Source organism: Streptomyces sp. S6 (assembly GCF_054880855.1).
The window spans coordinates 1-12557 of the sequence record NZ_JBTYMC010000200.1 but is presented as its reverse complement, the minus strand read 5'-3'; the positions used below and the strand labels follow the sequence as shown (position 1 = coordinate 12557).

Annotated in this window: 13 protein-coding genes and 1 pseudogene; 7 read left to right on the top strand and 7 right to left on the bottom strand. The window is 69.3% G+C overall.

The annotated features are described in order from the left end of the window. Positions 1-166 precede the first annotated feature (166 nt). The 4 genes from ACVNF4_RS24170 (at position 167) to ACVNF4_RS24155 (ending at position 3734) form a co-directional block, all read left to right on the top strand. Positions 167-610 carry a protein-tyrosine phosphatase family protein gene (locus ACVNF4_RS24170; protein WP_461804974.1) on the top strand — a complete coding sequence of 148 codons (444 nt, stop codon included), beginning with the start codon at positions 167-169 and terminating at the stop codon, positions 608-610. Between the two features lie 97 nt (positions 611-707). Further along, positions 708-1457 (top strand): DNA repair protein RecO, encoded by a 750-nt coding sequence (recO, locus tag ACVNF4_RS24165; protein ID WP_461804973.1) that lies wholly within the window; start codon positions 708-710, stop codon positions 1455-1457. Between the two features lie 15 nt (positions 1458-1472). After that, positions 1473-2330: an isoprenyl transferase gene (locus ACVNF4_RS24160; protein ID WP_461804972.1), complete on the top strand. Its 858-nt coding sequence runs from the start codon at positions 1473-1475 to the stop codon at positions 2328-2330. A 60-nt stretch (positions 2331-2390) separates the two neighbouring features. Next, entirely contained in the window at positions 2391-3734 is a 1344-nt protein-coding gene (locus tag ACVNF4_RS24155) for a histidine-type phosphatase (RefSeq protein WP_461804971.1), read from the top strand. On the opposite strand, the gene ACVNF4_RS24150 is transcribed toward ACVNF4_RS24155, so the two are convergent. The 4 genes from ACVNF4_RS24150 to ACVNF4_RS24135 form a co-directional block, all read right to left on the bottom strand. After that, positions 3731-4141 carry a Fur family transcriptional regulator gene (locus tag ACVNF4_RS24150; RefSeq protein ID WP_461804970.1) on the bottom strand — a complete coding sequence of 137 codons (411 nt, stop codon included), beginning with the start codon at positions 4139-4141 and terminating at the stop codon, positions 3731-3733. The two genes, ACVNF4_RS24155 and ACVNF4_RS24150, sit on opposite strands and share 4 nt — an antisense overlap. Before the next feature lie 61 nt (positions 4142-4202). Further along, the gene (locus ACVNF4_RS24145) at positions 4203-5105 is read right to left on the bottom strand and encodes a metal ABC transporter permease (protein ID WP_461804969.1); all 903 of its coding nucleotides are present in this window, start codon (positions 5103-5105) and stop codon (positions 4203-4205) included. A 1-nt stretch (position 5106) separates the two neighbouring features. Further along, positions 5107-5868: a metal ABC transporter ATP-binding protein gene (locus tag ACVNF4_RS24140; protein ID WP_461804968.1), complete on the bottom strand. Its 762-nt coding sequence runs from the start codon at positions 5866-5868 to the stop codon at positions 5107-5109. Between the two features lie 24 nt (positions 5869-5892). Further along, positions 5893-6873: a metal ABC transporter substrate-binding protein gene (locus tag ACVNF4_RS24135; protein ID WP_461804967.1), complete on the bottom strand. Its 981-nt coding sequence runs from the start codon at positions 6871-6873 to the stop codon at positions 5893-5895. 244 nt (positions 6874-7117) lie between these two features. Between ACVNF4_RS24135 and ACVNF4_RS24130 the strand changes: the two genes are divergently transcribed. Continuing rightward, positions 7118-8500, top strand: a complete 1383-nt coding sequence (locus ACVNF4_RS24130; protein WP_461804966.1) for a glycine--tRNA ligase — start codon at positions 7118-7120, stop codon at positions 8498-8500. 93 nt (positions 8501-8593) lie between these two features. Here ACVNF4_RS24130 and ACVNF4_RS24125 read toward each other — a convergent pair whose 3' ends face one another. Beyond that, complete coding sequence (locus tag ACVNF4_RS24125) at positions 8594-9016, bottom strand: hypothetical protein (RefSeq protein WP_461804965.1); 423 nt, start codon at positions 9014-9016, stop codon at positions 8594-8596. Between the two features lie 53 nt (positions 9017-9069). Then, positions 9070-10545 carry an MFS transporter gene (locus ACVNF4_RS24120; RefSeq protein ID WP_461804964.1) on the bottom strand — a complete coding sequence of 492 codons (1476 nt, stop codon included), beginning with the start codon at positions 10543-10545 and terminating at the stop codon, positions 9070-9072. 93 nt (positions 10546-10638) lie between these two features. Here ACVNF4_RS24120 and dusB point away from each other — a divergent pair, with 93 nt between their 5' ends. After that, complete coding sequence (gene dusB, locus ACVNF4_RS24115; RefSeq protein WP_461804963.1) at positions 10639-11778, top strand: tRNA dihydrouridine synthase DusB; 1140 nt, start codon at positions 10639-10641, stop codon at positions 11776-11778. A 55-nt stretch (positions 11779-11833) separates the two neighbouring features. Further along, on the top strand, positions 11834-12364 hold the full coding sequence (locus ACVNF4_RS24110; RefSeq protein ID WP_461804962.1) for a hypothetical protein: 531 nt from the start codon (positions 11834-11836) through the stop codon (positions 12362-12364). 4 nt (positions 12365-12368) lie between these two features. On the opposite strand, the pseudogene ACVNF4_RS24105 reads toward ACVNF4_RS24110, so the two are convergent. Beyond that, positions 12369-12557, bottom strand: a pseudogene (locus tag ACVNF4_RS24105) (CDP-alcohol phosphatidyltransferase); the annotation flags it as partial.

Genomic DNA, 12557 nt, shown 5'->3' with positions numbered 1-12557 from the left:
GTCGATCTTCACGTACAGTGCGGTCACGAGGGTGTTCAAGTTCGTCGTCACAAACGATCATGAACACCCTCTCTTCGTACCCGCAGGCATTCGGAAAGACTCGTCTAGGGGTATTACGGCCACGAGTCCCCCTGAACCGGTTGCCCCCGGCGTGGAGAATGCCCAGATGGAGATCTGGGAGAAAGACGAACCGGGTGTGCTGGAGCTGCCGTCGGGGCGGCGGGTGCGGGGACGGGGGTTACGTCACCCGGCGCCGGAGAACGCCCCCGCGTACGGCCTCTACCTCCTCGGCAGCCCGCCCCCACCCGCCGACTGGCCCTCCCGCTGGCTCCACTGGCCCGACTTCCGCCTCCCGAAGGACCGGGAGGACGCCCGCGAGGCCCTCGCGGAGGTGTGGCGCCGGGCGGGCGAGGAGCGGGTCGAGGTGGCCTGTGGGGGCGGCCGGGGGCGTACGGGGACGGCGCTGGCGTGTCTGGCCGTGCTGGACGGGGTTCCGGCGGAGGAGGCCGTGGAGTTCGTGCGCCGGAACTATCACCGCCGGGCCGTCGAGACGCCTTGGCAGAGCCGGTACGTGCGGCGGTTCGGTGAGGTCCGGGGTGTGACCGCCTGACGACGCCGTGCGGCTCGCCGAGTCGCTCCCCGAGGACACCCCCCGCCGAAAGCCCCGCCCCACCCGACCCCCTGTCCTCCGGTGCGAGAATGACCCCATGAGCCTGTTCCGCGACGACGGCATCGTCCTGCGCACCCAGAAGCTGGGCGAAGCGGACCGGATCATCAGCCTGCTCACCCGAGGCCACGGCCGGGTGCGTGCCGTCGCGCGGGGCGTGCGGCGGACGAAGTCGAAGTTCGGGGCGCGGCTGGAGCCGTTCTCGCATGTCGATGTGCAGTTCTTCACGCGGGGCAGCGAACTGGTCGGCCGGGGGCTGCCGTTGTGCACGCAGAGCGAGACGATCGCGCCGTACGGTGGTGGCATCGTGAGTGACTACGCGCGGTACACCGCCGGGACGGCCATGCTGGAGACGGCCGAGCGGTTCACGGACCACGAGGGGGAGCCGGCGGTGCAGCAGTACCTGCTGCTGGTGGGCGCGCTCAGGACGCTGGCCAGGGGTGAGCACGCCCCCCACCTCGTCCTCGACGCGTTCCTGCTGCGCTCACTCGCGGTGAACGGTTACGCACCGAGTTTCGGCGACTGCGCGAAGTGCGGGCTGGCCGGCCCCAACCGCTTCTTCTCCGTCGCCTCCGGCGGCTCCATCTGCGTCGACTGCCGCGTCCCCGGCAGCGTCGTACCCTCGCCGCAGACACTGGTCCTCCTGGGCGCGCTCCTTACGGGAGACTGGGAGACGGCGGACAGCGCGGAGGCCCGGCACGTCCGCGAGGGCAGCGGGCTCGTGTCCGCGTATCTGCACTGGCACCTGGAGCGGGGGCTGCGCTCGCTCAGGTACGTGGAAAAAAGCTAGGGAGACGAGAAGGACATGGTCGTACGCGGGATTCTGGGGCGTCAGCGGCGCGAGTACCAGACGCCGGAGCCGCACCCCTCCGGCGCCCGCCCGCCGAAGCTCCCCGGCGAGCTGGTGCCGGAGCACGTGGCGATCGTCATGGACGGCAACGGCCGCTGGGCCAAGGAGCGCGGGCTGCCCCGCACGGAGGGCCACAAGGTCGGCGCCGAGCAGGTCCTCGACGTCCTCCAGGGCGCCGTCGAGATGGGTGTGAAGAACATCTCGCTGTACGCGTTCTCCACCGAGAACTGGAAGCGCTCGCCCGACGAGGTCCGCTTCCTGATGAACTTCAACCGCGACTTCATCCGCAAGAGCCGCGACCAGCTCGACGCCCTCGGCATCCGGGTGCGCTGGGTGGGCCGGATGCCCAAGCTGTGGAAATCGGTTGCCCAGGAGTTGCAGATCGCCCAGGAGCAGACCAAGGGCAACGACAAGCTGACCCTCTACTTCTGCATGAACTACGGTGGACGCGCCGAGATCGCCGACGCGGCCAAGGCCCTCGCCGAGGACGTCAAGTCCGGGAAGCTGGACCCCTCCAAGGTCAGCGAGAAGACCCTCGCGAAGTACCTCTACTACCCGGACATGCCGGACGTCGACCTCTTCCTGCGCCCCAGCGGCGAGCAGCGCACCTCCAACTACCTGATCTGGCAGAGCGCTTACGCCGAGATGGTCTTCCAGGATGTCCTGTGGCCCGACTTCGACCGCCGTGACCTGTGGCGGGCGTGCGTCGAATTCGCCTCCAGGGACCGCCGGTTCGGGGGAGCGATCCCGAACGAGCAACTGATCGCGATGGAGGCGGACATGAAGGGCCGGCCCACCGAAGCCACCTCGTAGTCACCGGGGGTTCACTCCTTCGCCGGGCGGGGGTTCACGTCATTTCGCGACGATCCGCCCATGAAGTCCGTAACCCCCTCCCTCGCGGCCCTGTGCGCCCTGCTGGTCGCCGCCGCCCCCGCCGCCCAGGCCGCGGCGGCCTGCCGGCAGCCCGCGCACCTCGACAGCTACGGCACGAAAGCGCCCTACGGCCCGCGGCAGAACCCGGCGTCCTACAGCAAGGCCCCCGCCGGGTTCGTCCCCGTCTTCACCGAGAACGTCTCCCGCCACGGCTCCCGCGCCGCCACCGACAGCGAGGACGGCGACCTGGTCCTCGCCCTGCTGAAGAAGGCCTCCGACGCCGGTCAACTCACCCGTAAGGGCGAGGAGTTCGGGCCCAAGGTGACGGCCCTGCTCGCCGCGATGGCCAAGGTCGGGTACGGCAACCTCAGCGGGCGTGGCCGCGAGGAACTGCGCGACACCGCCGACCGGACGGCCGCCCGCCTGCCGTCCCTCTTCGCGGCCATCGCCGCCAAGGGCGAGAAGATCGACGTCGTCAGCTCGGGACAGGGCCGCGCGATCGACAGCGCGAACGAGTACGCCGGTGAACTCGCCGCGAAGGACCCGGCGTTGAAGCCGCTCATCGGTGCCACCCGCACTGACAAGGACCTCCTGTACTTCCACAAGTCGGCCGGCGGCAAGGCGTACCGGGACTACCTCGCGAACGACCAGCGGCTCGCGGCGACGCTGAAGTCCGTCACGGACCAGCCGAAGACGCGGCGGGCGGCGGCCGATGTGCTGCGGAAGCTCTTCAAGAAGCCTTTCGTGGACGGCCTTTCGGCCCCGGACCAGGTCGCCGCCGCCGAAGCCGTCTACAACCTCTACGCCATCGCTCCCGCGATGGTCCAGGAGAGCCCGCAAGGCGAGGGCTGGGGTCTCGACCGGTACATCTCCCGCACGGACGCCGCCTGGTTCGGCTACCTCAGCGACGCCGAGGACTTCTACGAGAAGGGTCCCGGCTTCTCCGACTCCGACATCACCTACAAGATGGCGGGCGTTCTGCTGGACGACCTCTTCAAGCAGGTCGAGGCCAAGAGGTCCGGCACCTCCACCCTCGGCGCCGAACTCCGCTTCACCCACGCCGAGGAGCTCATCCCCCTCGCCGCCCTGATGGGGTTGCCGGGCAGCACGAAGCCGGCGACACCGGGAGAGTCGTACACCTACGAGAACAACCCCTGGAGGGGCGCCGAGGTGTCACCCCTGGGCGCCAACATCCAGTGGGACGTCTACGAGAAGGGCACCCGGTACCTCGTCCGGATGCTCTACAACGAGAGGGAGGTGCCCTTCAAGGCGGGCTGTGAGCCGGTCGAGAAGGGCGGTAAGTTCTACGACTTCACGGAGTTGCAGCGCTGCTTCGGGCGTTAATTCGCCGCGCACTCCGCGCACGTGCCGAAGATCTCGACCGTGTGCGCGACGTTGACGTAACCGTGCTCCGCCGCGATCGCCTCGGCCCACTTCTCCACCGCCGGCCCCTCCACCTCGACCGCCTTGCCGCAGACTCTGCACACGAGGTGGTGATGGTGGTCGCCGGTGGAGCAGCGGCGGTAGACGGACTCGCCGTCGGACGTGCGCAGGACGTCCACCTCGCCGGCGTCCGCGAGGTTCTGCAACGTGCGGTAAACGGTTGTGAGGCCGACCGAGTCGCCCTTGTGCTTGAGCATGTCGTGGAGTTCCTGCGCGCTGCGGAACTCGTCGACCTCGTCGAGCGCCGCCGCCACGGCGGCGCGCTGCCGGGTGGAGCGGCCCTTCACGGGCGGTCCAGCGGTCGTCACCGTTGCCTCCTGAACGTCTGAACACCTGCCCGGCCATTGTGCCAGCCCGGCATGTGCCAGGTCAGACGCCGACCCCGTCGTCCGCCTTCCGGCTGGCCGGAATCGCGCACTCGGCAGGGTCACCGGCGGGCCGCGCGAGGGCGTGTGCGCGGGCACGCCGCCTGGCCAGCGGCGCGGAGGCCCCCGTCAGCAGGATGAACGCGCCGATGGTCAGCAGGACGATCGTCGCGCCGGGCGGCACGTCCTGGTAGTACGACGTGACCGTCCCGCCGATGGTCACGCTCACCCCGATCCCGACGGCGATCGCGAAGGTCGCCGCGAAACTCCGGCTGAGCTGCTGCGCCGCGGCGACGGGGACGACCATCAGCGCGCTGACCAGCAGCAGCCCGACGACGCGCATCGCGACGGTGACGGTGACGGCGGCGGTGACCGCTGTCAGCAGGTTCAACGCCCGCACCGGCAGCCCCGTGACCCGCGCGAACTCCTCGTCCTGGCTCACGGCGAACAACTGCCGCCGCAGCCCCAGCGTGACGAGGACGACGAACGCGGCGAGGACGCAGATAGCGGTCACGTCGGATTCCGACACCGTCGACAGGGACCCGAACAGGTACGACGTGAGGTTCGCGTTGGAGCCCGTCGGCGCGAGGTTGATGAACATCACACCGCCCGCCATGCCGCCGTAGAACAGCATCGCCAGCGCGATGTCGCCGCGCGTCTTGCCGTACCAGCGGATCAACTCCATGAGGACCGCGCCGAGGACGGAGACGAGCGTCGCCATCCACACCGGCGACCAGGAGAGCAGGAACCCGAGGCCGACGCCGGTCATCGCGACATGGCCGATTCCGTCGCCCATGAGGGCCTGGCGGCGCTGGACGAGGTAGATGCCGACGGCGGGCGCGGTGATGCCGACGAGGACGGCGGCGAGCAGGGCCCGCTGCATGAAGGCGTAGTCGAGGAGGTCCATGTCAGCTCAGCAGTCCTGTACGCATCGGCTCGGGCTCGTGGGGGTGGACGTGGTCGTGACCGGGGAGGGCGTGCTGGCCGAGCGCGCGCGGGGGCGGGCCGTCGTGCTGGACGCAGCCGTCGCGCAGGACGACAGCGCGGTCGATCAGCGGCTCCAGGGGCCCGAGTTCGTGCAGGACGAGCAGGACCGTCGTCCCCGCCGCGACCTGGTCCTTCAGCGTCCGGGCCAGGACTTCCTGGCTCGCGAGGTCGACGCCCGCCATCGGCTCGTCCATGATCAGCAGCTCGGGCTCGGAGGCGAGGGCGCGGGCGATCAGGACGCGCTGGTGCTGGCCTCCCGACAACGCGTCCACGTTGTCCTTGGAACGATCGGCCATGCCGACGAGTTCCAGGGCGTGCCGCACCGCCGCGTGGTCCGCCTTGCGCAGGACGCCGAAGCGGGCGCGGGAGAGGCGGCCGGAGGAGACGACCTCGGTGACCGTCGCGGGGACGCCCCCGGCGGCCGTCGTCCGCTGCGGGACGTACCCGACGCGCGACCAGTCGCGGAACCGCTTGCGGGGGGTACCGAACAGCTCGATCTCGCCCGCGCCGATCGGCACCTGTCCGATCACGCTGCGGATCGCCGTCGACTTGCCCGAGCCGTTGGCGCCGAGCAGCGCGACGACCTCACCGCGCCGCACGGTGAGGTCGATCCCGCGGAGGACGGGCCGCGAACCCAGATCGGCGCGTACGCCGCGCAGGGTGATGACGGGCTCGTTGGTCATGCCGTCCTCCAAGTCACTTGTCGCTCACTTTGTTCCCAGGGCGGTCTGGAGGGCCTTGAGGTTGGCTTTCTGGACCGAGAAGTAGTCCTTGCCGCGGGACTTGTCGGTGATGCCCTCGATCGGGTCGAGGACGTCCGTCTTGAGGTTCGCGTCCGAGGCGATGGTCTTCGCGGTCTTGTCGCTGACGAGCGTCTCGTAGAAAACGGTGGTGACGCCGTCGGCCTTCGCCATCTTCTCAAGGTCCTTCACGCGCGCCGCGCTGGGCTCCGACTCGGGGTCGAGGCCGTTGATGGCCTCCTCGGTCAGGCCGTAGCGCTCGGCGAGGTAGCCGAAGGCGGCGTGGGTGGTGACGAACACCTTGGTCTTCGTGTTGGCCAGTCCGGTCTTGAACTGCGTGTCCAGGGCGGCGAGTTCGGCGACCAGGGCGGAGGTGTTCTTCTTGTAGTCGGCCGCGTGGGACGGGTCGGCCTTCTCCAGCGCGGCGCCGACCCCTTGGGCGACCTGCGAGTAGCGGACCGGGTCGAGCCAGATGTGCGGGTCCATGCCCGCGAGCTCGTCGTTGTGCGTGTGGTCGGCCTCGGCCGCGTGGCCACCGACCTCGTTGCCGTGCTTCTCCAGCGAGGTGAGGGCGGCGGCGTCCACCTTCGTCTTCACCGGCGACTGCTGGACGGCCGCGTCCACGGACGGCTGGAGGTTCTTCAGGTAGACGATCGCGTCGGCCTTCTCCAGGCGCGCGGTCTGCTTGGCGCTGATCTCCAGGTCGTGCGGCTCCTGGCCGGGCTCGGTCAGGCTCTCCACGTGGACGTGGGCGCCGCCGATCCGCTCGGCGAGGAAGGCCATGGGGTAGAACGACGCGACGACATCGAGCTTGCCGTCGTTGCCGGCGGCGGCGCTGTCGGAGGAGCAGCCGGTGAGGGCGGCGAGGCCGAGGGCGGTGGTGACCGCGAGGGCGGTGCCGGATATGAGGCGCTGCTGTCGGTGGCGGTCCTGTCGTCGTACGTTCATGAAAGCCATTTTCAACAAATATGGAAACCGTTGTCAACAAGGCGTCCGGTAAGCGGCTGGTAAGCCCGAGTTGGGTGCCTGGAGCGGGTACCGGTGTCCAAACCGATTTGGTTGAGGGGGAGTCCCCGCCGGTACCCTGAGGGTTCGCTCCGAAGCGGCGTTCCGAAGCAGCCTTCTCGGCTTCACGCGCGAGCGTTTCCGCTTGGTCGTCCGTCGTCGTTACCGTCGTTATGAAGAGAGCACCGTGGCCGCCGACAAGATCGAGACCATCGTCAGCCTGAGCAAGCGCCGTGGCTTCGTTTTCCCTTGCAGTGAGATCTACGGCGGTCAGCGCGCCGCCTGGGACTACGGGCACCTCGGCGTCGAACTCAAGGAGAACCTGAAGCGCCAGTGGTGGCGTTACATGGTGACGTCCCGCGAGGACGTGGTCGGTCTCGACTCGTCCGTCATCCTGGCCCCCGAGGTCTGGGTCGCCTCCGGCCACGTCGCCACCTTCTCCGACCCGCTGACCGAGTGCACCTCCTGCCACAAGCGGTACCGCGCCGACCACCTGGAAGAGGCGTACGAGGCCAAGCACGGCCGCCTCCCCGAGAACGGCATGGCCGACATCAACTGCCCCAACTGCGGCAACAAGGGCCAGTTCACCGAGCCCAAGCAGTTCTCCGGCCTGCTCTCCACGCACCTCGGCCCGACCCAGGACACCGGCTCCGTCGCCTACCTGCGGCCCGAGACCGCGCAGGGCATCTTCACCAACTACGCCCTCGTGCAGACCGCCGCGCGCAAGAAGCCGCCGTTCGGTATCGCGCAGATGGGCAAGTCCTTCCGCAACGAGATCACGCCCGGCAACTTCATCTTCCGCACCCGCGAGTTCGAGCAGATGGAGATGGAGTTCTTCGTCAAGCCGGGCGAGGACGAGAAGTGGCAGGAGTACTGGATGCAGGAGCGGTGGAACTGGTACACCGGCCTCGGTATGCGCGAGGAGAACATGCGGTGGTACGACCACCCCAAGGAGAAGCTCTCCCACTACTCCAAGCGCACCGCCGACATCGAGTACCGCTTCCAGTTCGGCGGCAACGAGTGGGGTGAGCTGGAGGGCGTCGCCAACCGCACCGACTACGACCTCTCCGCGCACTCCAAGGCGTCCGGCCAGGACCTCCACTACTTCGACCAGGAGGCCGGCGAGCGCTACACCCCGTACGTCATCGAGCCCGCCGCCGGTGTCGGCCGCTCCCTGCTGGCGTTCCTGCTCGACGCGTACGTCGAGGACGAGGCGCCGAACGCCAAGGGCAAGCTGGAGAAGCGGACGGTCCTGCGGCTCGACCACCGTCTCGCTCCCGTGAAGGTCGCGGTGCTGCCGCTGTCCCGCAACGCCGACCTCTCGCCCAAGGCGAAGGGGCTCGCGCAGGCGCTGCGCCAGAACTGGAACATCGAGTTCGACGACGCGGGTGCGATCGGGCGCCGCTACCGTCGTCAGGACGAGATCGGGACGCCGTACTGCGTCACCGTCGACTTCGACACGCTCGACGACAACGCCGTGACGGTGCGTGAGCGGGACTCGATGAAGCAGGAGCGGGTGTCGCTGGACCAGATCGAGGGGTACCTGGCGACCCGGCTGGTCGGCTGCTGACGTTTGTGCGTGAACGCCGGGTCCCTGTTGGTCGGGGGCCCGGCGTTGTCGTGTGTGTGGGGGGTGTTGGCGGGGAGGGGGCTGGTGTGATGATCAGTTGACCTTCACGGTGACGGTCGGCGAGTACACCTTCCCCGAGGCGATCCGCAGCTTCTCCGAACCCTTGGTGTTCAGCTTGCCCTTGAGCGAGTAACTGCTGCCGTTCTTCACGGTGGTGGACGCCTTCAGCGTCGTCCACTTGCCGTCCTTCTGGTGCTGCAACGTCAGCTTGGACCCGACCTTCAGCCCTCTGGTCCGTCCGCTGAACGTCACCTCGTCACCCTGCTTCACCGACGACTTGTCCGCCTTGACGGTGATCGACGCGGCACTCATCGGACTGGCGCTCATGCTCGCGCTGGGCTTCGGCTTCGGCGCGGCTGCGGCGAACGCACTCACCGCCCCGCCGGACAGCAGCGCGACGGACATCGCCCCGGCGGCGAGCGCCTGAGCGGTACGGCTACGGAGTACGGAACGCATGGAGGGCTCCCGTTCCCTGCGGTGGTGTGGCCCCCCACTGGCACCTCCCAGGGTTACCCCGAACGGCCCACAGCGCGAGTCGGGGACGAGACCGAGGCCGGACCGTTCCGAACCTCCACCACCCGCAGCCGCTCCGCGTTCCGCTCCGCCGTCCCCCGAGCCCACCGTCCGCTGGTGAACGCGCCCAGTACGAGGACGGAGACCCCGCAGCCGACGATGATCCACCACCCCGGTGTCGCGGCGGAGGCGAAGGTCTGGCGGTAGGCGGAGGGGGTGATGCCGGAGGCGAGGACGGCACCCACCACCGCGACCCCCAGCGTCTGGCCGAGCTGCCGGCTGGTGGAGGCGACGGCGGCGGCGACGCCCGCTTGGGCGCGGGGCATGCCGGAGACGGCGGTGTTGGTGATGGGCGCGTTGACGAAGCCGAAGCCGATGCCGAAGAGGAGGTACCCGAGGAACCGCCCGCCGTCGGAGGACTCGGCGTGGAATGCGGCGAAGAGGAGAGCGCCACAGGACATGGCGACCCCGGCGACGAGGAGGGGGATGCGGGGGCCGCGCGTGCCGACGAGGCGTCCGGAGATCGGCGCGCACAGGAACGTCGGTACAGCCATCGGCAGCATCCACAGCCCCGCGTGGAGTGCGTCGAGCCCCTGGACGTTCTGGAGGTACAGCGTGGACAGGAACAGGAACCCGGCGAGCGCGGAGAACGCGCTGATCGCGATCACCGTCGCCCCGCTGAACGGCGCGGAACGGAAGAACCGCAGGTCGATGAGGGGATCGGTGCGCCGAGGTTCGTACCACAGCAACCCGGCGAGCGCGGCGAGAGCGAGCACCCCGAACGGCACGGTGACCCCCGCCCCGGACACCGGCGCCTCGATGATCGCGTAGGTGAGCGCACCGAACAGCACGATCACCAGCGCCTGCCCGACGGGGTCGGGCCGCCGGGCCCGCTCCGCGCGAGACTCGGGGACGAACCGCAGCGTCAGCAGCAGCGCGGCGAACCCCACGGGGAGGTTCAGCCAGAAGATCGCCCGCCACCCCACCGACTCGACGAGCAGCCCCCCGACCAGCGGCCCGGCGGCCATGGATATCCCGACGACCGCTCCCCACACCCCGATCGCCCGAGCCCGCTCCCGCGCGTCCGTGAACGTGTTCGTGATGATCGACATGGCGACCGGATTGAGCATCGACCCCCCGACCGCCTGCACCGTCCGCGCGACGACGAGCAGTTGGAGGTTCGGGGCGACGGAACAGAGCAGGGACCCGATCGAGAAGACCACGAGCCCCGTCATGAACACCTTGCGCCGCCCGATCCGGTCGGCGGTCGACCCCGCGAGCATCAGCAGCGACGCCAGCACCAGCGTGTAGGCGTCGATCGTCCACTGAAGACCCGACGTACTCGCGTCGAGATCACGCTGCATCGCGGGCAGCGCCACATTGAGAACGGTGTTGTCCAGGCTCACGATCAGCAGGCTCATGCAGCAGATCGCGAGCACCAGCATGCGACGACGAGGGCTCAGTTCCGGCATGCCGCCACTGTACGCCCGAATCGATAGTGCGTCTAACTAATGACTGGCGCTTCACTCGTTCGGCCCACTCGTCCCATGCGCGACAATGGGGGAATGTCCACGACCGCCCAGCCGCTCCAGATCGGCCCGCACACCGTCCAGCCGCCCGTCGTCCTGGCGCCCATGGCCGGTATCACCAACGCGCCCTTCCGCACCCTGTGCAGGGAGTTCAGTGGTGGCAAGGGCCTGTTCGTGAGCGAGATGATCACCACCCGGGCGCTGGTCGAGCGCAACGACAAGACCATGCAGCTCATCCGCTTCGACGCGACCGAGACCCCCCGCTCGATCCAGCTCTACGGCGTCGACCCGGCGACCGTCGGCAAGGCCGTCCGCATGATCGCGGAAGAGGGCCTCGCCGACCACATCGACCTGAACTTCGGCTGCCCCGTCCCGAAGGTCACCCGCAAGGGCGGCGGCTCGGCCCTCCCGTACAAGCGCAACCTCCTGCGCGCGATCCTCCGCGAGGCCGTCTCCGGCGCCGGGGACCTCCCCGTCACGATGAAGATGCGCAAGGGCATCGACGACGACCACATCACCTACCTCGACGCCGGCCGCATCGCCGTCGAGGAGGGCGTGACCGCGATCGCCCTGCACGGCCGCACCGCCGCCCAGCACTACGGCGGAACCGCCGACTGGGACGCCATCGCCCGCCTCAAGGAACACGTCCCCGAGATCCCCGTCCTCGGCAACGGCGACATCTGGTCGGCGCAGGACGCGCTGCGGATGGTGCGCGAAACCGGTTGCGACGGCGTCGTCGTCGGCCGGGGCTGCCTGGGCCGTCCGTGGCTGTTCTCGGACCTCGTCGCGGCGTTCGAGGGGCGTACGTCTTTCGCGCGTCCGGCGCTGAAGGAGGTCGCCGACGTCATGGTCCGCCACGCCACCCTCCTCGGCGAGTGGCTGGGCGACGAGTCCAAGGGTGTCGTCGACTTCCGCAAACATGTCGCCTGGTACCTCAAGGGGTTCGCGGTCGGCAGCGAGATGCGAAAGCGGCTGGCGATCACCTCGTCGCTGGCCGAACTCCGTTCCGGACTCGACGAGTTGGACCTCGACCAGCCCTGGCCGGACGGCGCGGACGGGCCGCGCGGGCGGACGTCCGGCAACAACCGCGTCGTCCTGCCCGACGGCTGGCTCAAGGACCCGTACGACTGCGCGGGCGTGAGCGAGGACGCCGAACTGGACACGTCCGGCGGCTGAACCGGCGGCCGGGGGCGGTCTCGACAGGCCGCCGGGGGCAGCTGACACTGGACGCGTGGTGGACAGCGCGGTGTGGGTCGCGGCTCTGACCGGGGGGACGGCGGTGCTGGCGGGGTGGGTGACGAACCTCGGGAACGTCCGCGCGGCCAGGGTCCAGGCGGAGGAGTCCGCGCGGGCCCAGCAGATGGGCCGGGTGCGGGAGTTGCGGCGGGGCGCGTACCTGGAGCTGATGCGGCGGTCGCATGAGATGAGCGAGCTGTACTGGAGAGTTGGGGACGTTCGCTTCCAATCCACCACCCCTGAAGGCTTTTTGGCGCGCGTGGAGGAAATGCGCGTCGAAGCGCGCGGTGCGTACGACCCGCTCATGCACAGCGTGCGCGTCATCTCGCTCGAAGGGCCCGGTGAGTTGGCCGAACTGGCCAAGGCGGTCCTGGCGGCGGCCATGCGCGCCAACGGCTGTCTCGCCGACGTCTCCCGGGACGGGCCGGAGGCGTTCGCTCGCTTCGACGCGGCCGTGGGAGCCTACTCGGCCTCCCTGGCCGCGTTCGTGGAAGCGGCTCGCGACGTCATGAACGAGCCGCTGTGAAACGTCAGTTGGTCTTCGGGTGCGGAGTCGACCCGTACGCCGTGAGGAACCGGTCGCGGAACTGGTCCATCTTCCAGACCGGGGCGTTGTGGGCCGGCTTGAGGCCGTCCGTCCAGTTCCAGTCGGCGACCTTCTCCAGGACCTTGGGGTCCTTGGCGACGATCGAGATCGGCACGTCACGGTTGGCGCCCAC

Excerpts from the sequence above, each read along its gene's own strand:
- recO (WP_461804973.1), top strand. The coding sequence starts at position 708 with ATGAGCCTGTTCCGCGACGACGGCATCGTCCTGCGCACCCAGAAGCTG.
- ACVNF4_RS24135 (WP_461804967.1), bottom strand. The coding sequence starts at position 6,873 with ATGAACGTACGACGACAGGACCGCCACCGACAGCAGCGCCTCATATCC.
- ACVNF4_RS24170 (WP_461804974.1), top strand. The coding sequence starts at position 167 with ATGGAGATCTGGGAGAAAGACGAACCGGGTGTGCTGGAGCTGCCGTCG.
- ACVNF4_RS24155 (WP_461804971.1), top strand. The coding sequence starts at position 2,391 with ATGAAGTCCGTAACCCCCTCCCTCGCGGCCCTGTGCGCCCTGCTGGTC.
- ACVNF4_RS24140 (WP_461804968.1), bottom strand. The coding sequence starts at position 5,868 with ATGACCAACGAGCCCGTCATCACCCTGCGCGGCGTACGCGCCGATCTG.
- ACVNF4_RS24125 (WP_461804965.1), bottom strand. The coding sequence starts at position 9,016 with ATGCGTTCCGTACTCCGTAGCCGTACCGCTCAGGCGCTCGCCGCCGGG.
- ACVNF4_RS24145 (WP_461804969.1), bottom strand. The coding sequence starts at position 5,105 with ATGGACCTCCTCGACTACGCCTTCATGCAGCGGGCCCTGCTCGCCGCC.
- ACVNF4_RS24160 (WP_461804972.1), top strand. The coding sequence starts at position 1,473 with ATGGTCGTACGCGGGATTCTGGGGCGTCAGCGGCGCGAGTACCAGACG.
- ACVNF4_RS24120 (WP_461804964.1), bottom strand. The coding sequence starts at position 10,545 with ATGCCGGAACTGAGCCCTCGTCGTCGCATGCTGGTGCTCGCGATCTGC.
- dusB (WP_461804963.1), top strand. The coding sequence starts at position 10,639 with ATGTCCACGACCGCCCAGCCGCTCCAGATCGGCCCGCACACCGTCCAG.